Origin of the sequence: uncultured Rhodococcus sp., assembly GCF_963525155.1 — a bacterium.
GTDB classification, from domain to species: Bacteria; Actinomycetota; Actinomycetes; order Mycobacteriales; family Mycobacteriaceae; genus Rhodococcus_F; species Rhodococcus_F qingshengii.
Window position 1 is genome coordinate 1 of record NZ_CAURKP010000097.1, and the last position, 19,882, is coordinate 19,882.

The window sequence follows — 19,882 nt, forward strand, 5'->3', positions numbered from 1 at the left end:
GGCGTACGTGATGTACGCGGGCAAGATCGTCGAATCCGGATCCGTCGACAACGTACTGCGTGAACCGGAGCATCCGTACACGCACGCACTGGTCGACTGTTTGGAAAGCATGAACTCGGGTGCTCGGCGTTTGAAGACGGTACGAGGGATCGTGCCGCCGTTGTCTGACCGAAACCACGGTTGCCACTTCGCCCCACGCTGCGACCGTGCGGGCAACGAATGCCTTTCAGGCTCGCCCGAACTCGAAAGAAGTGGACACAATCTCGCGGCCTGTCTGCACCCGATGACCGGCTCACATCAGCGCGTCTTGGCAAGTGAGGTGGCTCGATGACCAAACACCAGTTAGTTTCCACACACGAAGTGGCCCGCTTGGAAGGGATCACCCATTCCTTCCGGACACGTCTGGGCGGCCGCGCCGTGCAGGCGCTTCGGGGCGTCGACCTGTCGATCCCGGCAGGGCGGTCTCTCGGACTGGTCGGTGAAAGCGGAAGCGGCAAGTCCACTCTCGGTCGAGTTGTGACCGGCCTGCTCGAGCCGTCCGGTGGCAACCTGGAAATACTGGGGCAGCGTGTCACCGGCAAGTCCTCTCGCAAGCGAACCCCGGGATCGGTGCAGATGATCTTCCAGAACCCGCGCGCATCGATAGATCCGAAGCTGCCGATCTGGCGTGCCGTCGCCGAACCACTACGCATAGGCGGGCATTCGGCGCGTCGCCAGGACGTCGACGATTTGCTCGACCGTGCCGGACTGAGCGCTTCGTACGGAGACATGTACGCACACCAACTTTCGGGTGGGCAGTGCCAGCGAGTGGCGATCGCACGCGCCGTCGCAGCGAAACCGAAACTCATCGTCGCCGACGAACCTGTCTCCGCCCTGGACGTTTCGGTGCAGGCGCAGATTCTCAACCTCCTCAAGGACATTCAAGAGGACTCCGGAACATCCTTCCTTTTCATCAGTCATGATCTTGGAGTCGTTCGATTCTTCTGCGACGAGGTTGCCGTCCTGTATCTGGGTCAGGTGCAGGAGTACGGTTCGACCGAGAGCATTCTGACCGACCCCGCACACCCGTACACACGCGCATTGGCCTCGGCATCGCCGACACTGTTCTCCGAAGCTGCGCGAGAGCGAATCATCCTCACCGGCGAGCCCCCGAAGCCTGACAACCCGCCGGGCGGCTGTGTCTTTCACGAGAGATGTCACCTACGCATCGGCGCGATCTGCGACACGGTTTCGCCCCCGACCTATTCCACGCCGTCAGGTGAGGCGCGTTGTCATCTTTACGCCCCGCCTAATTCCGCGAGTTCATGAACACGTCACTGCCTTGACCGAAACATTCTCCTTCACACCAACCCCCGGAACGGAATACCATGAGCACCAATCCCCTCAGGATCCTCGCCTCCATCGCCGACGTGTGTGACGACGCAAACGCCACCGTTGCGTTTCACGTCCGCAGCCTCGACGGAAACCTCGAAATCGGTTCCGGCGCCGATGCACGTTCGGTGACCGCCTCGACCTACAAAGTCCCCGTCATGCTCGAGGTCGCCGCCCAGGCATCCGAAGGACGCATACAACTGGCCGACCGAATCAAGGTCCCTGCAGACAGGCGCACCATCGGGCCCTCCGGGATTTCAGCGATGACGGACGACGTGGAAGTATCCATCCGGGACTTGGCCCTGCTCATGATGCAGGTCAGCGACAACACCGCCACTGACATTCTGCAAGAGATGGTAGGTACCGAGAACATCATGAGCCGACTCCGCGCGCTCGGATTGAACTCGACCTCCATCACCACCGATTGCGAAGGCATCATTTCGCTTGCTCTCCAGGAACTCTCGACCGATGAATACGCAACTTTGCAGAACACCTCCACCGGCAACCCGTTCGGGCTTCCCGAGGACGAGTTCGTCGCGGCCATCGCAGCAGGCGAGTCGTTGAACGCGCGCGGCGGTAACACCAGTACCCCTCGTGAGATGACCGAACTGCTCAGCCTCATCTGGACGGACAAGGCTGCAGACGCCGAAGCCTGCGCAGAAGTACGCCGAGTGATGGGCCTGCAGTTCGCGCCTCACCGCCTCTCCTCCGCGTACGTCGACGGACCGACGATCTCCGGCAAAACCGGCACGTTCCTTGCCGGGGTTCGCAACGAGGTGGGCGTCGTCGACTTCGGCGACGAGGATCTCTACGTTGTAGCGATCTTCCTGAGGGACAAGAACAACTACATGCGTAACAGCAAGGTGGACGCGGCAATCGGGAAGATCGCCGCACTTGCGATCGACAGTCTTCGGAACGCAAGCCGCGACGCCGCTGCGACGGCGGTAACAGCCTGATGAGCCCTACGCTCGGCGCACCCCCCTCGATGGCGGAGATGACGTGGACCCAGATGCAGGAGGCGATGAACGACGGGATCCGCAACGTCATCTTCGCGGTGGGAGCGACCGAACAACACGGCCCGCACCTGCCTCTGTCCACGGACACCCTGATCGGCACTGCCACTTCGCTTGCCGTCGCCACACGGATCGGGGCGACAATGGTGGCGCCCACCATCGCGTTCGGAGTTTCCCCGCACCACATGTCGTTTCCCGGAACGGTCTCTCTGCGCGAGGCGACGTTTCTCGACGTAGTCGAAGACTACGTTCGCAGTCTCGCCGCTCATGGGTTCGACAATATCCTCGTCATCTCGAGCCACGGCGGCAACTTCGAACCCCTCGCGCATCTGATCGAGAGAGTCGGACCTCGGATCGGCGAGACACGGATTCATGCGCACACCGATCTTCTCCAGTTGCTCGCAGCTTTCGAAGCAGTGGCTGAGGAGGATTCGATCTCTCCCGAGGCCTGCGGTTCTCATGCCGGCGATTTCGAAACATCGATAGTCCTCGCACTGCGACCCGACCTCGTCGACATGAACGCCGCCGAGCCCGGATTCCTCGGACGCTTCGACAAGGACACTGCCACCGCGTTGTTCGACGGCGGGACAAAAGCATTGTCGGTGAACGGTATTTTGGGCGACCCCGTCGCCGCACTGGCGTCACGCGGCGAACGGTACCTCGAATCACTGACCACCGTTGTCTCGGAGTACTTTCGTACCGAGATCGCCCAGCACGAGGGACGCAAAAGATGACTGTCGACGTACAGCGGGTGGTTCAGGCCGAACTCGACGCAATGGTCGCCGCAGACACCCAACTCGGCATCCAGGTTGCGGTGTACCAGCACGGTCAGTTGATCGTAGATACCTGGTCCGGGCACACCGAACCCACTCGAAGTGCGCCCGTCCGAAGTGACACCTTGTTCCCGATCTTCTCGTGCAGCAAAGGTCTCATGTATACGACGGTGCATCTGCTTGCCGAACGCGGCGAACTCGACTACGACGCACGGGTCAGCGACTATTGGCCGGAGTTCGGACAGAACGGCAAGGGAGAGGCGACTATTCGACAGGTCCTCGTCCACACGTCCGGAGTCCAGGACATAACACACGACTTTCACCTCGACAACTGGGACGGCACCTGCGCTCGCCTGGCCGAGTCCGAGGCGATGTGGACTCCGGGTAGCGAGACCGCGTACCGCGGACTGTCTTCCGGATTCGTTCTCGGCGAGGTAGCAAGTCGCGTGTACGGGAAGCCCTTCGGCCAGATCGTCGCCGAACTGATCTGCGAGCCTTTGGGTATCACGGATCTGTTCTTCGGCGTCCCTCCTTCGGTGAGGGACCGCATCGCGGTTCTCGCGAACGACGAATCAGTTCTGACCGGTCCCGCGTCGAGCCCTGATACTCGGATCATGGCGGAGCTCTTCAACACTCCGTCGATTCAGGCATCAGCTGTCCCTGCCGGAGGTGCCATCACCTCCGCTCGATCCTTGGCCAAACACTATGCGTCGTTGATCGGAGATGGTGTGGACGGAGTGCGTCTACTCCCGCTAGCGCGGACCACTCTGGCAACGACGCTGGAAACCGATGCGTACGATCAAACCCACAAGGCACCGATCCGCAAGGGCTTGGGTTATCTGTTGGGTGACAACGGGATTGCAATGGGCGGACGATCGAATTCATTTGGCCACAGCGGGTTCGGCGGTTCGTACGGGTTCGCCGATCCGGACTACGGTTTGAGTTTCGCGCTCACCAAGAATCGACTGGTTGCCACGACGCCTCCCGAGGTTCCGGCCTCGGTCGTCTTGGCGAATACGGTGCGAGAAGCCTTGTCCGTCCCGAACGGTTGACCAATGCGGACCTAGTCACGAAGACAATCGACAAACAGAGAGTCGCACTATGCACGTTTACATTTCGGTGGACATGGAAGGCATCGCAGGAATTGCGACGCTCGACCAGATAGTTCGTGGAGGTCACGGATACCAACGTGCGCAAGCACTGATGACGGCCGAGGCCAATGCGGCAATTGCCGGTGCGTTCGATGCCGGCGCGCAATCGGTGCTCGTCAACGACAGTCACGGAACGATGGACAACCTTCTGCACGCCGAACTGGATCCGCGGGCGCGGGTTCTGTTCGGATCGCCGAAGCTGCAGTGCATGGCAGAGGGTCTCACTGCAGAACACGACGTGGCCCTTTTCGTCGGCTACCACGCTCCCGCGGGCGGACCTGGTGTGCTGGCACATACGTTCTCGGCTCTGTTCACGGATGTGCGTCTCGACGGCAAGACCGTGTCGGAAAGCGATGTGAACTCGCTCTACGCGGCTACCCACGGCGTGCCGGTCGGCTTGGTCACAGGAGACGACGTGATCTGCGGGTTGGTCAGCGCTACGTCTCCTTCAACCGAAACCGTCGTGGTGAAACAAGCGCACGGGTGGTCGGCTACCAACTCACTGCCGCCGAGTCTGGCGCGCGCAGCCATCCGCGATGCATCCAGACGAGCTGTGCAACAGTGTGACTCGTTGAATCCTACGGAATTGCACGACGAGTGGGTACTCGAAATCGTTCACCCGACAACAACTGCTGCGGAGATGGCGGAGGGTGTCCCCGGTTCTCGGCGAACGTCAGATCGAACCATCGAGCATCGCTTGAACACCGTCGACGACATCATCGGACTGATCACCGTCAACTATCAATTGGCATCTGCCGGCCTCCGCGGACAGATGACGATCGCCAACCGTCAGTAGAGGGCAAATTTCCATGAGAGTGACCGTTATCGGTGCCGGTTCGATCGGGTTGTGTTCGGCGCTGGCTTTGGCTGCCGAGGGAGCCGACGTGTGTGTAGTCGACGCGAGGGATGCGGGAACCGGCGCGTCGAGCCATAATGCCGGATGGGTCGTCCCGAGCATGTCGGCCCCCGTCCCTGCCCCCGGAGTACTGACCCAATCGTTGAAGTGGATGCTGCGTCCTGACAGCCCGCTGTACATCAGCCCCAGCCTCGACCCTCGCCTTGCCTCCTTCATGATTGCGATGCTTCGCAACTGCACCACAACGAGATTCGAATCCGGCCTGCGAAATCTGATGGCACTCAATCATCGGACTTTCGAGCTTTTCGACGAACTCGAGCGCACTGGGCTTCAGTTCGAAAACCACCGATCCGGATTGGTGCAGCTGTTTCGCACACAGAAGTCGCTCGACTCCCACGCCGAAGAAATGACGCTGGTGCGAGCACTCGGCGGTGACGAATTCGACGTACACACCAGTGCCCGAACGGCTCAGCTGATACCGGGACTCTCGAGCTCGGTTATCGGTGGGATCGTCTGTCCCCACGAGAGATTCCTCGACCCCGCAGCCTTCGTCGAAAGCTTGATCACACAATGCGAGAGCCTCGGGGTCGAGATCGTGGAAGGCACCGAACTCACACTGTCAGCAGACTCCGCCGGTAACGTGACAGCTTCTGGAGTAGAACGGCCGATGACGTCCGATCATTTTGTGGTCGCTGCGGGCACCTGGAGCGCCGATGTGGTGCGAGCACTCGGGTACACACTCCCCGTCCAATCCGGCAAAGGCTACGGTTTCGACGTTCCACCGATTTTCCCCGTCGGTACTCGGGCGTCGTATCTGTCGGAAGCCAAAGTTGCCGTCACGCCGTTGTCCGGTGCGACTCGACTGGCCGGCACCATGGGATTCGGAGGCCGAAGTGAACACATCGACAAGCGAAGGGCCGGAGGCATACTGACGTCGGCGGCCGACTATTTCGATCACTGGGAACGTCCGCAGAATGCAGTCCCGTGGACGGGGCTTCGTCCGATGACACCCGACGGGATGCCCATCATCGGTCGCTTGACTCACCATCCGAATGTCACTGTCGCCACCGGCCATGCGATGCTGGGCATAACCCTCGGCCCCGTCACCGGAGAGTTGGTCGCTCGCAGTGTATTCGGCCGAGGCCTCCCGGCCTATGCCGGCGTGTTCAGACCAGACCGCTTCAGTCGGACTTTTCGGAGCGTCCGGCCCACAACCCGCTGACGTGGTGGAGGTGTGCAGTCATGACAGCTTCGGCCGCAATCGGATCTCGTGATTCCAACGCCTTGAGGAGTTGATCGTGCTCCCGAGCCGAGCCGACCAGGTCCTTGCTGCCTGCAATGCCTTTGAGCCCGGACAGGCGAGTCTGATCGCGCAACTGCTCCACCACCTTGACCAACCGTGCGTTACCCAGTGCAGCCAACAGTTCCAGGTGGAAGTCCTTGTCCAAGGTCAGGAATGAGACCAGATCCCCCTCGGCCGCGGCGTTCTCGACGCGCTTGCTCAGCTTCCAGAGATCGGTGAGATCCAGCGGGGGTTCGAGCACGGCAACCTTCGCCATTGCAGGTGGCTCGAGCATCAGCCGGACTTCGACGATCTCCGCGAGTTCGTCATCCGTCAGTTCGACGATGCGAAAGCCGCGGTTCCTCACCATCTCGATGAGGCCTTGGCTCTTCAGATCGAGGAGAGCCTCGCGTACCGGGGTGGGCGAGACCTCGAGTTGCGCTGCGATGTCGCCAATCGCGTAGAGCCGGCCGGACTCCAGTTCACCGCTCGAGATCCGGGCCCGAAGCAGTCTCGTGGCATCGCTGCGCAAGCTGGTCCGTGCCAGTGGCTGGAATACGGCACTCTGCTTTTCGTCGTCGGTACTACGATCTGCGCTTGAACCGGCAGGCTGCTTCGTCCCCATACCTGCACCCTAATACCCATCGATGTCCAATATGTAATACCTAACATTTTATGTGACAAAGATCGTTCCCAGCTCGCACAGATGTGCAAGCTGAGTCCGCCCCGGCCGAGATACCGAGCTCAGTTCCCGGCTGGGTTGACAGATCCGGCAGGTTTGACAGATGGGGTCCTGATACAAAGAAGCCGCTGCGCATCCAGTGTCATCCGGATGCACAGCGGCTTCGCTAAGTCTTAGCCCGTGGGGGGCTCGGTCTCGTCCGACGAGAATCCGTCGAAGAATGCGATGACCTTCTGAAGAAGTGCCGCGATGTCGAAATCTTCCAAGCTACCCATTGCGTTCGTCCTTTCGTTTAACACTGAGGATGAAACGTGCATCTTGCAATTTCCAATGTAAAGCATGAAAAGCATTATTTCTCGACCGCGCGACACTTCGGTTGCAAATACGTCACTCAGCAAGATATGGGCAAATCACCGGAAATAACAGCTCCCACCCGCAATATTTCGGTCTTCCACAACCCGCTGAATTCCCCAATTCGCAAGTGGGTAAATCTTGAGAAAAATTTCCCGGCGCGTCGATCACGAAAGATATTCCTGGTGAAACTCTCAATCCAAGAACACAAAGACAGAGGAAGCTCCGACACAGCTGACACGCAGTTTTGCCCGCCTTCAAGAGTCGTCATCCACGCACATAGTGGACACTCGTCTGCGATAACGAACCGGTAGCAACACAATCCCAGGCACTTTCTCCCATCTTCTGACTTTTACCCATGACCACTGAAGATTTGCGCTGGTGAAACGCAATACCAGTTCGAAAGTTCCACAACTTCTCCGGATGCTGTGCACGCGATTAACTGATCAAATATCTGTTGACTCACCGAACCCACACACTCCGCCAGAACGCCACATCCGAATGCTGGACGTTAGTTTAGATGGGTTCGTATTCTCGGAATCTGCTCGATAACGGCGGCCCCACGGATAAAACCGAGACTGCACCACCGCAGGCCGCCAGGTCATGATCCGCGACTCGGCGAAGGGTGTGCGGACAAGTCCACACGAGGGTGAAATAGGGGGTGAGACATGCCTTGGGGTCTCGTTTTACCGAGTCCGACACAGTACGTTTTCCCAGGCACGCCAGTCCCCAGATTCATACGGTGTGCAAGGACTCGTTGACGCTTCCGAGATGTTGGCAAGGCCGACCACAGGCCCCGTTCTCCCGACGAGAACGGGGCTTCCTCGGGTCGGTTTCCGCCTTCGACCGACCGGGTAGACGCGAGCATGGGCGCCACCTGCTCGACCGAATCCACCGCTGGCCGCCACGAATCGACGACCCCGACCGTCGGCGTCGAAGAAGAATTCATCCTCGTCGACCCGACCTCCTGGTTGCCGTCCACCGACAATGCTGCGGTTGCGGAAACCGCGTCGACACTGGGTTTGGATCTTCAGCTCGAGTTGTCCCGCTGCCAAGTCGAGACCAACTCTCCCGTGTGCCATGGCATCGACGAACTCCGAACCCACTTGACCGACATGCGTCGGCTCGCGGCAAAAGCTGCCGAGTTGAACGGCTGCAGGCTGTTGGCCGTCGGCGCACCGCTTTCGGGGCCTTCGCGTTTCGAGATCAGCGACTCGCCTCGTTACCGCCGGATGGGCGAACGCTTCGGCGCCCTCGCTGCCGAACAGAGCATCTGCGGTTGCCACATCCATGTGGGCGTCGCTGATCAATTACAGGCCGTGCAGGTCTGCAATCACGTGCGCATCTGGTTGCCCGCCTTGTTGGCATTGAGCGCCAATTCCCGTGTCCACCAAGGAGTCGACACCGACTTCGCGAGTTGGCGGGCGATCCAATGGTCCAGGTGGCCAGTCGCCGGGCCGCCGCCGTACTTCGAGACCACCGGGGACTTCGACACCGCGGTTGCGAAGATGGTGGATTGCGGCGTGATGCTCGACAAGCGGATGGCCTACTGGGATATCCGACCTTCCTGCCACCTACCGACCGTCGAGATCCGAGTCTGCGACGTTCAGCCGACAGCAGAGGATGCAGCGCTACTTGCAACCCTTGGACGGGCTCTGGTGGCAACTGCGTTACGCGCGATAGACCGGGGCATCGAGGCTCCGAACATTTCCCTCGAGAGCCTCCGCCTCGCAACCTGGGTGTCCGCGAAGGAAGGCGTCCTGGGAGCGTCGATCGATCCGATTACCTCACAAAGAATTTCAGCCACGGAACTGTTGCACCGGCTCCTGATCCATGTCCGTGACTCCCTCGACGAGGGGGGCGAGTACGCGAGCGTGGAGTCGGCGCTGCAGCACAAGTCAGTCACAGGCAACGGCAGCGACTGGCAACAGCGAACGCTGCACCAGGTCTGCCTTCGGGAACTGATTGCGCGTGCCGTTCAGCGCACCGTACCGACCGCGCCGACTGGCACGGATACGCACGACGAGCCGACAACGGATCAGTAGTAATGCCGCCGACCACCGATGGCGTGCCCGGCCGCGCCCAGCGCGTACAGGATGATTCCGATCACCAGCAAGACGACACCAATCGTCCACAGGATCGGAATGTTCACCACGAAACCGATTATCAGCAGGATCACGCCGAGGATGATCATCACAAGCTCCTTCAGTGCGTTCACTCGGGCGGATACGCCCGCCTCGAGCCGCATACACCGCGGATACCCGTCGGCAGAGCGTTTCATACCCACTCTGACCGGGTATTTCGCTGGGCACCATAATATTTGAAGAATCGAGCCCGCCATGATGAGAATTGTGACTCTGATCGTTCTGATCTGGCTGATAGTCGGGGCCGTCGCGGCCGGCCAACGCGGCTACTACAGCAGTTCGCCGACCAACTGCGCCGGCGTCGGGACCATCGCGCTCACGGTCATCGCGGGTCCGCTGAACTACTTCGGCGTCAACCCCAAAGTCACCGATTGCACGCTCCCCCAGCCCACCGAGTGAGCTGCCGGAAATCCACGCTAAACCGACTAGTCGTTACCCTGGAGGTGAGTCGACACACATCGAAGTGAGGGGCCACCATGACCACTGCACCAGATCGCACCCGAATCGAGTTCCCGGACATCAGCTCGCGTGCGTGGGAACACCCAGCCGATCGGGCTGCATTGGTGACGCTCCGGACGCTTCGGGGGTTCGACACTGTCCTGCGGACGCTGTCCGGACTGCTCCAAGAACGTCAGCACCGCCTCATGTACCTCGCCACGTCGGTGCGAGTCGACGAACGCCAGTTCAGCGACCTGAACGACCTGCGCCGTGACTGCGTCGACATCCTGCAGGCCGACGAGACACCCGAGCTGTTCGTACTCCAGACCCCGATGGTCAACGCCTTCACCATCGGCATGGACAAGCCGTTCATGGTGGTCACTACCGGCCTATTGGACGTGATGAACTACGAGGAACAGCGGTTCATCATCGGCCACGAACTTGGCCACGCGCTGTCCGGTCATGCTGTGTATCGGACCATCCTGATGCATTTGATGCGACTGGCCGGAACCATCGGATGGCTGCCCGTCGGCGGGTGGGCATTGCGCGCGATCATCGCCGCCCTCATGGAATGGCAGCGCAAGTCAGAACTGTCCGGTGATCGTGCCGGACTGTTGTGCGGGCAGGACGTACACACCGCGATTCGCGTCCAGATGAAATTGGCGGGCGGATCCCGAGTCAGTGAAATCGACATCGACGCGTTTCTTGCCCAGGCCGCCGAGTACGACGCCAGCGGCGACCTCCGCGACGGTGTACTCAAGCTCCTCAACATCGAACTGCTCTCTCACCCGTTCTCGGTGCTTCGCGCCGCCGAGCTCAAGAAGTGGGTGGACAGCGGAGACTACGCCGCGATTCTGCGCGGAAACTACCCCCGTCGCGGCGATGACGACGGAGCGAAGATCAGCGACGAGTTCAAGAATGCAGCCAAGACCTACAAGCAGAACTTCGACGAGTCGGAGGACCCTTTGATCCGCATGGTGCGCGACATCGGTAGCGGATTGGGCGGTGCGGTGGGCGCCGTGGGGAATGGCGTCGGCGATGTAGCGTCGGACATCAAGGAACGATTCACCCACTGGCGCAAGAGTTCCGACAGGTCGAAGGGCACTGACGACGCCGAGTAAGCAGAATCGGGACCTGCCGCCGAAGGCAGTCGGCGGCAGGCCCCGGGCTCTTGGCGTGAAGGTGATGCAGGCTTCCCTCTGCACCACCCTCACGTTCACAGACAGTACCAGCAGTCGAACAAACGTGCGAACTGAAAGCGGTCGTGTCGAATCACCGGTTGTCGGGTACGCGACATAGGACCACTACAGAAGGGAGCCGACATGCATGCTGGGCGACTGAAGAAGGTCGGTTCGAGTGACGGCCCGTTTGCCTCCGTGTACTTCGAAGACGTCCGTAACCGGGAAGATGCGCGCGAGCGCTTCGAACTCGAATGGCGCTCGATGCGCAATCAACTCACGAAACAGGGAGCATCGGAATCGCTGATCGCACGACTGGACGAGGTGAAGGACAACCATCACGGCATCTCAGGTCGCGCCGGACGCGCGATCGTCGCCACTTCCGAGGCAGTACTGATCGACGATATTCTGCTCGAACCTGCCGGCTCCACTATCGCGACCTTGGGCGAACTGCCCTACCTGATTCCACTGATCGCACACGGATACGACACCGAACCGTTCCTCATCGCCAAGGTCGACCACACTGGCGCGGACCTGTGCGTGCGCGATGCTCGCGGGCGTGACGTGTACGGCGAAACGGTAGACGGAGACGGCTTCCCGGTCCACAAGGCACACGTGGGCGGTCAGGAGCGATACACCGACAGCCAAAGCCTCGTGGAGGAGAATATCCGGAAGAACCTGACTCAGGCTGTGGAGCGCGCGGCGGCACTCGCCCGTGAACACAAGGTCGCGCTGGTGGTTGTCATCGGAGAAGTACAATCCCGCAAAGCTTTTGCACAGCTTTTGCCGTCGACGCTACGGGTGGTGGACGTCGAAAAGGGTTCGCGTTCAGTCGGTTCGACACCCGCCGAGGTGTCCAAGTCGATTCGTGAACTGATCGACACGCAGCGACTGCGCAGAATGGATGTGGAAACCGAACGCTACGTCGCAGAGCAGGGCCGGGACTCCGGCCTCTCCATCGACGGGACCGCACGCGTCCTCGACGCCCTCGAACAGGGCAAGGTCGAGACGCTGCTGCTCACCGATCCCGACGACAAGGAAGTCACCAGTGGAGAGTTGATCGGGCCCGCCGATCGCGTACTCCCCTACATCGCAATCGGGACCGGCACCGAGTTGGTACAGATCGACGAACGCCTCGTTCTCGCCGACGGATACGGCGCGATACTTCGGCACCCTTGAACGCCGGAGCCTGCTGATCAGATTCGGTGGCGAGCACGTTCTATCGAGAAGCGTGCTTGCCCACCGAGTCCGGGAAACCATCGGCAATTGCTGCGACGAGTTCCAGATATGCCCGTGCCGTGCGCTTGTTCAACAACTTCAAGTCGATCGGACCGCCTTCGCCCAGGTGATCGTCGTAGGGCAACGTCTTGACCGCTCGCACTCCACGCTGAGCGAAAACGTCCTCGAGTTGATCGAGGTCGAGCGAAGACGAACCCGGCCGCGTCGAATTGATCGCCACGACCGACCTGCTCACCAGATCTGCGTATCCGTGCTTGGTCAGCCAACTGAGCGTTGCTGCAGCACTACGGGCACCATCCTGAGCCGTCGGGCTGACGACAACCAAAGCATCTGCTTCGTCGAGAATTCCGTACATGGCCGAGTGCATGATTCCGGTGCCACAGTCGGTGATGACGATGTTGTAATGCACCTCGAGAATTCGGAGAGTATCGAGGTAGTCCTGCTCGTTGAACGACTCCGAAGTTTCCGGATCTGCCTCACTCGCAAGGATTTCGAGTCGGCTGTCGCCTTGCGAGGTGTAGTAGCGAACATCGCTGTACGTACGAATGTCACCGTCGGCCAACAGATCACGAACGGTCAGGTGATGTTCACGTCGTTCGCGATCAGCCAGGGTCCCCAGGTCGGGATTGGCGTCGATGGCTACGATTCGATCCCCACGGATCGATGCGAACGTCGAACCGACAGTTTTGGCCGCCGTGGTTTTCCCCACTCCACCCTTGAGTGAGATGAAAGCAATCTTGTACACGCCGCGCACCGTTCGGTTGGCACGGCGCACGAGAGCCTGGTGTTCGAGTTCGGCAGCCGACTGCCCAGTGTTGATCCGGCCCCCGGTGAGTTTGAACAACACACTGCCCAAACCGCGTTCGGGTGGACGCTTCGCCCGCTTGATGATGTCCAGGTCGTCGACGGAGGTCATAGGCCTGGGCGTCGAGGTCCGGAAATCGGTCGGCTCTTCACGACGTTGCTGGCGCATCCGCTGACTGGGCAACGGTTTTGCTGCAGGCTCGTCGAATTGTGGTGTGAAGGTGACGGTTCGAATCGACGTTGCATAGCCGTCGTCGGACGCGTCGAAATGGCCGTCGCCCTGAGTCGTTCCGGAGTTGTTCCCCAGGACTCCGTTATTCGAACCGTTGTTATCGCTGCGCACCGTTTTCCTAGGTCGAGTTCGGAATCATTTCGGACATAGCCTCTCGGACGCTATCACTCTGGCGGGCTTGCCGTTCTCTGCTCAATACCGTCGTGGCACAACAGACCGTTACACCCGCACTTCGATGACTTTGGTCCCCACGCCTGTGCCGATCTCAGCAAATACGAACGTCGTAACGATATGCGGCACAGATATCTTCATCTGCCGCTAGAAACAGCCTTCCGCAATGTCAGGGCAAATCCCTTGGTAACAAACGAGAAAAGGGAGGGCGATCGCCTCGGCGATCACCCACCCTTCATGGACAAGTGTTCAGCTGCTGCAGAATTCCGAACTACCGAGACTTCCGAAAATCGTCGACAGATCCACACTTCCGAACGAACTGCCCGTATCGCAGCCGTCGGCAGTGAGCGCGAAGTCGACACCGGTGACGTCATTCGTGCTCAGATTCACCGGAATTGCTGCTGGATCGGCACCGCATCCGCTGCCGGGAACCACTTCTACGGAATAGCCGTCCTTGGCCGGCTTGTACTGAAAGAAGTAGTCACCGGAATCATCCGTCGTTGTCGTCGCGATTTGCGTGCCGGCATCGAGGAGATTCAACGTCACGTCAGACGCCCCGACCCCGTCGGCACCCGGACACCCAGTGACAGTTCCGACGATGCTGAACACCTTCACCAACTCGAAGTCGATCCCGGTCGCGTCGGACGTCGTCAGATCTACCGCCGTCCTGTCGGGTACGGATCCGCATCCAGCCGGCGAGTATGGACTGACCGTGTAATTGCCCGGAGGAACGTTCGTGATCGTGTATGCGCCACCCACCCCGACAGTGGCCGAGGATATCTGCGTCGAGCCATCCCATACGACCATCCATATCCCGACCGGATCGCCAGTATCGCTACACGAGTTGACAAGGGTGCCCGACACGGAGCGTGTGACCGGGTCCGCCGAGGCCACCGAAGACAGGAAGAGACCGAACGCACCCACCAGGGCGAATATCGCAAAGAATCGACGCCTCATGAAACTCTCCTATGTGTTTGCCCTGCCGTCGACCCGTTGCCGGCGACCAGAGCCAAGTCTGGCACCGGAAAATGACCGTCACGTTTGTTTCACCCGGTCCTCGGCAAAGTTTGGCGAATCGGACAAATCCCCCGCCTAATGCGTTCGTCGGTCGGCCACCGAAACGATCCCGACCGATCACCTACTAAGCCCGGTAGTAGGCGCCTGTATCCTTTCGCGTATGACGCCGGGACCGAAAGATGTCGCGCAGCTGCGCGGTGCTTTCGTGGGCGGCACCTCCGGCGCGGTTTCCGTCGCAGCCCACGCGCTCGGTGGCGGCGGCATGGCCCCGTCCGAAAGCGCTGTCGTGTTGCTGATCCTCGCCTGCGCGAGCGTCGGCGCGGTGGTCACGTCCATCGACACCCGTCGCTCCCCCGCGCTCTTGCTCGCCCTCATGCTCGCTGCGGGTCAGGCCATCGGTCACGCGACGTTGACCATCGCTTCGGATCATCAACACGGCCTGCTCCTGTCCCTTCCGATGCTCGCGGCACACATCGCTGCCGTCGGAGTGTGCGCAGTGCTGATCCGCGGCGCAGAACGCGGATACGTCGTGGCCGCATCGACGGTAGCGGCAATCGTCGCCGTTCTATTGCGCCCGTGGGCAGCTGAACCGTCGCCGTTCGCTGCACGTACTCGATACCGCGCCAAAGTTGTTCTGCGTCAACTTCTCACCTCTGGCCTGGGCACTCGCGGCCCACCGGCATTCGTGTAACTCACCTCCCTTTTCCTTTCACGCACGTGATTACGTGCGCCACTTTGCTGTGCGCCTTTATTAACCGCCCGCGGTTAATAAAGGCGCACAGCGGGATCGAGTACACGCATGTCCGCACCCGAATTGGAGCGCGCACAGACGCGCGCGTCCAACGACAGTTCTCCCCCGAAGAAGCAGGTTGGCGGCGCCAGACCACTGATCCTGCGTCTGCACTTCTACGCCGGCGTCCTGATCGGACCGTTCATCCTCATCGCCGCTTTGAGCGGCGGCCTCTACGCGATGGCACCCACCATCGAGAAGTTCGTTTACAGCGACTACCTCCAGACCGACACCACCGGACAGATCGCGTCACTGAACGACCAGATCCGTTCCGCTCAGCAGTACCGCCCCGACTTGACGGTCTCGGCAGTACGTCCGTCCCCTGCTGCCGGCGAAACCACCCGAGTCCTGTTCACCGATCCGTCACTGGGCGAATCGGAGAGGCTCGCCGTCTTCGTCGATCCGGTGCTCGCACAGCCGGTCGGCGAGTTGGCGGTCTACGGAAGCAGTGGTTCGCTGCCACTGCGAACCTGGATCTCCCAACTGCATCGCCACCTTCATCTGGGCGAACCCGGCCGCCTCTACAGCGAATTGGCCGCGTCGTGGATGTGGGTGGTCGCACTCGGCGGTGTCTACCTCTGGTTCCGTCGATACCGCACCGCCCGGAACGCTCGACTGCTCACGATCGACCGAGCATCCACCGGACGAAGCCGGACCCTGAACTGGCACGGTGTCGTCGGCATCTGGATAGCAGTTGCATTGGTCTTCCTCTCGGCGACCGGCCTCACGTGGTCGACCTACGCCGGAGAGAACGTCAGCAATCTGAGAACCGCGTTGAGTTGGACGACGCCCTCAGTTGTGAAAACTCTCGGCGACGCTCCCCCTCCGGCGACAGGCGGGCACGAGGGTCACGACATGGCCCCTGCCGCCACCGGCACGCTGACGGACACCAACGTCGGACGCGTCGACACCGTCCTCGGTATCGCCAGGTACAACGGGATCACCGGTCCTGTCGAAGTATCGATACCCGCGAACGCCGAGACGGCGTTCACCGTCGCCCAGACACGTCAGCCCTGGGTGTACAGCAACAACACCATCGCAATCGACGGAGCGACGCAAAAGGTCACCGACGAGTTGTGGTTCTCGGATTGGCCACTCGCAGCCAAACTTTCGGCCTGGGGAATCCAACTCCACATGGGCCTGCTGTTCGGTCTTGCCAACCAGATCGCACTCGCCGCACTGGCACTCGCACTGGTCAGCGTGGTCATTCGGGGCTACATCATGTGGTGGCGCCGACGCCCCACTCGTGGCTCCGACTGGGCAGTCGGCCGGGTTCCTGCCCGCGGCGGAATCCGCAACCTCTCCCCGGTCGGCCTCGTTGCTCTCGTCGCGATCACGGCGTTGGTCGGCTGGTTCGTACCGCTACTCGGCATCAGCCTTCTCGCATTCCTGCTGATCGACCTGTGCATTGCGGCGTTCAAACGCCGTGCCACCACCTGACACTTCACGAATTACGGAGACACACATGACTGTTCGCACAAAGATATTCGCAGCTGTTGCACTGTCCGCAGCTCTCGCCCTGACCGGCTGTTCTTCCAACTCCGACAAGGAAACCGAAGCTGCACAATCCATCACAGTTCAGGATCAATGGGTCAAGGCCGCGCCGGAAGGAATGAGCGCGGCGTTCGCCGAACTCGTCAACTCCAGTGACAAGGACGTACGCGTGGTCTCGGCCACCAGCCCCGCGTCGTCTCGACTCGAACTGCACGAAGTCGTGACCGGCGACGGCGGAACGATGACGATGCGTCCCAAGGACGGCGGTTTCCTGGTCCCTGCCAACGGGTCCGCCTCCCTCACCCCGGGCGGTGACCACCTCATGTTCATGGACCTGTCCGCGCCGCTGCTCCCAGGCGCAGAAACCGACCTCACCTTGATCTACGACGACGGTTCCAGCACCACGTTCACAGCCCAGATTCGCGACTTCTCCGGTAATCAGGAGAACTACGACCCGAATCACGGTGGCTGAGAACACGAACCCGCCCAGCCGAGCACTCAGCCGGCGGCGCCTTCTCGGAGGAGGCGCCGCCGCGCTCGGCGTCGCGGGAATAACTTGGGGCGCAACCACAGTGGTGGAGCGCAGCGAACACGAGCAGCAAGCAGGCAAGCTGGTGGAACCGTTCTACGGCGTCCACCAAGCTGGGATCGCCACCACTCCGCAAGCGCACGGCACGTTCATCGGGTTCGACCTCTTGCCTGGAACCGATCGAGCAGTCGTCGTCGGAATCATGAAGATGTGGTCCGAGGATGCGTCACGGCTCACCGCGGGCAACCCGGCGTTGGCGGACACCGAACGGGAACTGGCTGTGGATCCGGCACGCTTGACAGTGACCGTCGGCTACGGCCCTGGCCTGTTCACCAAGCTGGGATTGCAAGCACGTCAACCGGACTGGTTCGAGCCGCTGCCGAGCTACGCGATCGACCGACTTGACGATCGATGGGGCGGATCGGACCTGTTGTTGCAGATTTGTGGCGACGATCCGGTGACCATTGCTCATGCTGTGCGAGTTCTGACCAAGAACGTCCGATCACTGACGACCATCCGGTGGACGCAAAAGGGATTCCGCAACGCTCGCGGCACCACGCCTGAGGGAACCACGATGCGCAATCTCATGGGCCAAGTGGACGGGACCGTCAATCCTGCTCCGGGAACAGTGGATTTCGATTCACTGATCTGGCACAACGGCGCGGGTCAGTCGTGGCTGGCGGGCGGAACCTCGTTGGTACTGCGACGCATTCGCATGGAAATGGATACCTGGGACGAACTCGACCGTTCGGGGCGCGAACTCACGATGGGGCGCACGTTGTCCAATGGCGCTCCGCTCAACGGAACCAACGAATTCGACGAAGCGGATTTCACACTCACGGACAAGTTCGGCATTCCGGTGATCCCGCCAGGATCACACATCGCGCGAGCCCACCAGACGCATGAGAAGGAGCAGTTCTTCCGTCGGGCATACAACTACGACGACGCACCCGAGAGCGGGCAGACCTCGAATTCGGGATTGATCTTCGCAGCATTCCAACGGGACATCGCCGAGCAATATCTACCGGTCCAACAGCGATTGAGTGACTTCGACGCACTCAACGAGTGGACGACGCCGATCGGTTCTGCGGTGTATCTCATTCCGCCGGGATGCACCGAGAACGACTATCTGGGAAGCGGATTGCTCGGCTGACAACCCCGGGCAACGATATTGTGGGGGCTGGATCCGAACGGATCCCGCCCCCACAATTCCTTCTACCTGAAGTTGTTGCGTTACTTGGACTTACGAGGTCCCGGCATGACCGCACCTGGACGGGCGGTAGTCAACCTCGTGACCCAACCGCTGACGGGCCACTTCTTCAGTCCGACGTTGTGCGGGGTGACCTCGGTTCCGACGTACTTGGCAGCAAGCTCGTCGTCGACGGTTCCGTTGAACCGCCACAGTTGGCTTCCGTCGGCATTGCGGGTGGACACCTCCCATGACTGAGCACGGAAGGCACCACGAATGATGCTGTCGGCAAACACCAGAACGGGGATTCCGATCTCGGCACGAACGGCCGCACCGGCAGACCACTCGGCGCGCGCGAGTTCGTAGATCTCTTCCGGCGTTGCTCCCGGACGGGCGGAGGCCGGTACGCGGAGGACGATGCTCGGCGTCGGGAGTTCCGGCGCGGGATCAGCCGAGTAGCGCAATGCGAGTTCCTCGACGCGGGTCGCTCGGGCGTCCTTGTCCGAGGTATCGCCTGCGAGATTGGTCAGACCCTCTCCCGCGTCGGTGATGCGCAAGGCTTCCACGATGCCGCGGACGACCTCGTCGGTAGTGGCGGCCGAATCCGTGGCGGCAGAGACCGAGCGGAGGAGTACGAAGTGCTCCACCGCCGAACCTGCGTCGTAGATCTCGCGGATCCGAGCGATCTTGGCTGCCGTCACAGCAGCATTCGACTCGGCCGGAGCGTCCGCTCCTTCGAGGTTCGCGAGTTCACCGAGCGCTTCGAATACCGGCGCGAATACTTGATTTCCCGTGCCGTGCCCGACATGGAACACCTGGTCGTTACGCGGGTCACGCAAAGCAAAGACATACTGCCCCAGCCTCTTCCCGACCTTCTCGGAGAACGGCTGCGGAGCGGGCTTCCTGACGACGACCTCGGTGGACAGAGTGCGCATCACGGCCAGACGTAGTGCGTCTGGCACGCTGGTGGAACCGGCAGCACCGGAAAAGATTGCCGCCGAAGCAGCGCTGATCGAGGTGAACGTGCGGCCGACTTGCTTCTCGAGAGAGGCAGAGACCGTACCGACCGCAGTCAGTTTTGCATCGAGGGTGCCGTCACCCTCGACAAGGAACTCCTTGATCAACGGAGCAACGAGCAAAGTGGAGCCGATAGCGCGAGGAACTGTCCAGACTATAGC

Annotated in this window: 20 protein-coding genes; 15 read left to right on the forward strand and 5 right to left on the reverse strand. The window is 60.9% G+C overall.

Going from position 1 to position 19,882, the window contains the following annotated elements:
• The 7 genes from RWT78_RS18595 to RWT78_RS18625 all read left to right on the forward strand — a co-directional run.
• Nucleotides 1-331 (forward strand): oligopeptide/dipeptide ABC transporter ATP-binding protein (locus RWT78_RS18595; RefSeq protein WP_399552163.1); only part of this gene is annotated, 331 nt, incomplete at its 5' end.
• Entirely contained in the window at nt 328-1,308 is a 981-nt protein-coding gene (locus tag RWT78_RS18600) for an oligopeptide/dipeptide ABC transporter ATP-binding protein (RefSeq protein ID WP_037132368.1), read from the forward strand. The genes RWT78_RS18595 and RWT78_RS18600, both read left to right, overlap by 4 nt.
• 59 nt (nt 1,309-1,367) lie before the next feature.
• Nucleotides 1,368-2,327: a serine hydrolase gene (locus RWT78_RS18605; RefSeq protein ID WP_003945892.1), complete on the forward strand. Its 960-nt coding sequence runs from the start codon at nt 1,368-1,370 to the stop codon at nt 2,325-2,327.
• Nucleotides 2,327-3,118 carry a creatininase family protein gene (locus tag RWT78_RS18610; RefSeq protein ID WP_198402590.1) on the forward strand — a complete coding sequence of 264 codons (792 nt, stop codon included), beginning with the start codon at nt 2,327-2,329 and terminating at the stop codon, nt 3,116-3,118. Before RWT78_RS18605 ends, RWT78_RS18610 begins: the two co-directional genes overlap by 1 nt.
• On the forward strand, nt 3,115-4,209 hold the full coding sequence (locus RWT78_RS18615) for a serine hydrolase domain-containing protein (protein ID WP_314677190.1): 1,095 nt from the start codon (nt 3,115-3,117) through the stop codon (nt 4,207-4,209). Before RWT78_RS18610 ends, RWT78_RS18615 begins: the two co-directional genes overlap by 4 nt.
• Before the next feature lie 49 nt (nt 4,210-4,258).
• On the forward strand, nt 4,259-5,104 hold the full coding sequence (locus RWT78_RS18620) for a M55 family metallopeptidase (RefSeq protein ID WP_003945595.1): 846 nt from the start codon (nt 4,259-4,261) through the stop codon (nt 5,102-5,104).
• Between the two features lie 13 nt (nt 5,105-5,117).
• Entirely contained in the window at nt 5,118-6,386 is a 1,269-nt protein-coding gene (locus tag RWT78_RS18625; RefSeq protein ID WP_314677192.1) for an FAD-dependent oxidoreductase, read from the forward strand.
• Here the strand turns inward: RWT78_RS18625 and RWT78_RS18630 are convergent.
• Nucleotides 6,346-7,071, reverse strand: coding sequence for a GntR family transcriptional regulator (locus tag RWT78_RS18630; RefSeq protein WP_003945758.1), 726 nt, complete (start codon nt 7,069-7,071; stop codon nt 6,346-6,348). The two genes, RWT78_RS18625 and RWT78_RS18630, sit on opposite strands and share 41 nt — an antisense overlap.
• Before the next feature lie 1,274 nt (nt 7,072-8,345).
• Here RWT78_RS18630 and RWT78_RS18635 point away from each other — a divergent pair.
• A complete protein-coding gene (locus tag RWT78_RS18635) occupies nt 8,346-9,524 on the forward strand; it encodes a glutamate--cysteine ligase (protein WP_314677195.1) in 1,179 nt (392 codons plus the stop codon).
• Here the strand turns inward: RWT78_RS18635 and RWT78_RS18640 are convergent.
• Complete coding sequence (locus tag RWT78_RS18640; protein ID WP_003945912.1) at nt 9,518-9,673, reverse strand: DUF6131 family protein; 156 nt, start codon at nt 9,671-9,673, stop codon at nt 9,518-9,520. The two genes, RWT78_RS18635 and RWT78_RS18640, sit on opposite strands and share 7 nt — an antisense overlap.
• A gap of 145 nt (nt 9,674-9,818) precedes the next feature.
• On the opposite strand from RWT78_RS18640, the gene RWT78_RS18645 reads away from it, so the two are divergent.
• The 3 genes from RWT78_RS18645 (at nt 9,819) to RWT78_RS18655 (ending at nt 12,418) form a co-directional block, all read left to right on the forward strand.
• On the forward strand, nt 9,819-10,022 hold the full coding sequence (locus tag RWT78_RS18645; protein ID WP_003945456.1) for a hypothetical protein: 204 nt from the start codon (nt 9,819-9,821) through the stop codon (nt 10,020-10,022).
• A 77-nt stretch (nt 10,023-10,099) separates the two neighbouring features.
• Complete coding sequence (locus tag RWT78_RS18650) at nt 10,100-11,182, forward strand: M48 family metallopeptidase (RefSeq protein ID WP_042452503.1); 1,083 nt, start codon at nt 10,100-10,102, stop codon at nt 11,180-11,182.
• A 201-nt stretch (nt 11,183-11,383) separates the two neighbouring features.
• Nucleotides 11,384-12,418, forward strand: a complete 1,035-nt coding sequence (locus tag RWT78_RS18655; RefSeq protein ID WP_007734628.1) for a hypothetical protein — start codon at nt 11,384-11,386, stop codon at nt 12,416-12,418.
• A gap of 40 nt (nt 12,419-12,458) precedes the next feature.
• Here RWT78_RS18655 and RWT78_RS18660 read toward each other — a convergent pair whose 3' ends face one another.
• Together RWT78_RS18660 and RWT78_RS18665 are read right to left on the reverse strand one after the other, a co-directional pair.
• On the reverse strand, nt 12,459-13,625 hold the full coding sequence (locus tag RWT78_RS18660; protein ID WP_003945525.1) for a MinD/ParA family protein: 1,167 nt from the start codon (nt 13,623-13,625) through the stop codon (nt 12,459-12,461).
• Nucleotides 13,626-13,934: 309 nt separating this feature from the next.
• Nucleotides 13,935-14,642 carry a hypothetical protein gene (locus RWT78_RS18665; RefSeq protein WP_314677200.1) on the reverse strand — a complete coding sequence of 236 codons (708 nt, stop codon included), beginning with the start codon at nt 14,640-14,642 and terminating at the stop codon, nt 13,935-13,937.
• Nucleotides 14,643-14,862: 220 nt separating this feature from the next.
• On the opposite strand from RWT78_RS18665, the gene RWT78_RS18670 reads away from it, so the two are divergent.
• The 4 genes from RWT78_RS18670 (at nt 14,863) to RWT78_RS18685 (ending at nt 18,668) form a co-directional block, all read left to right on the forward strand.
• A complete protein-coding gene (locus RWT78_RS18670; RefSeq protein WP_007734626.1) occupies nt 14,863-15,393 on the forward strand; it encodes a hypothetical protein in 531 nt (176 codons plus the stop codon).
• 108 nt (nt 15,394-15,501) lie between these two features.
• Nucleotides 15,502-16,932 (forward strand): PepSY domain-containing protein, encoded by a 1,431-nt coding sequence (locus RWT78_RS18675; RefSeq protein ID WP_007734624.1) that lies wholly within the window; start codon nt 15,502-15,504, stop codon nt 16,930-16,932.
• Between the two features lie 25 nt (nt 16,933-16,957).
• Complete coding sequence (locus RWT78_RS18680) at nt 16,958-17,458, forward strand: copper chaperone PCu(A)C (protein WP_003945769.1); 501 nt, start codon at nt 16,958-16,960, stop codon at nt 17,456-17,458.
• Nucleotides 17,451-18,668: a Dyp-type peroxidase gene (locus tag RWT78_RS18685; RefSeq protein ID WP_314677203.1), complete on the forward strand. Its 1,218-nt coding sequence runs from the start codon at nt 17,451-17,453 to the stop codon at nt 18,666-18,668. The genes RWT78_RS18680 and RWT78_RS18685 overlap by 8 nt, the downstream gene beginning before the upstream one ends.
• 80 nt (nt 18,669-18,748) lie before the next feature.
• On the opposite strand, the gene RWT78_RS18690 is transcribed toward RWT78_RS18685, so the two are convergent.
• Nucleotides 18,749-19,882 (reverse strand): GIY-YIG nuclease family protein (locus RWT78_RS18690; protein WP_314677205.1); only part of this gene is annotated, 1,134 nt, incomplete at its 5' end.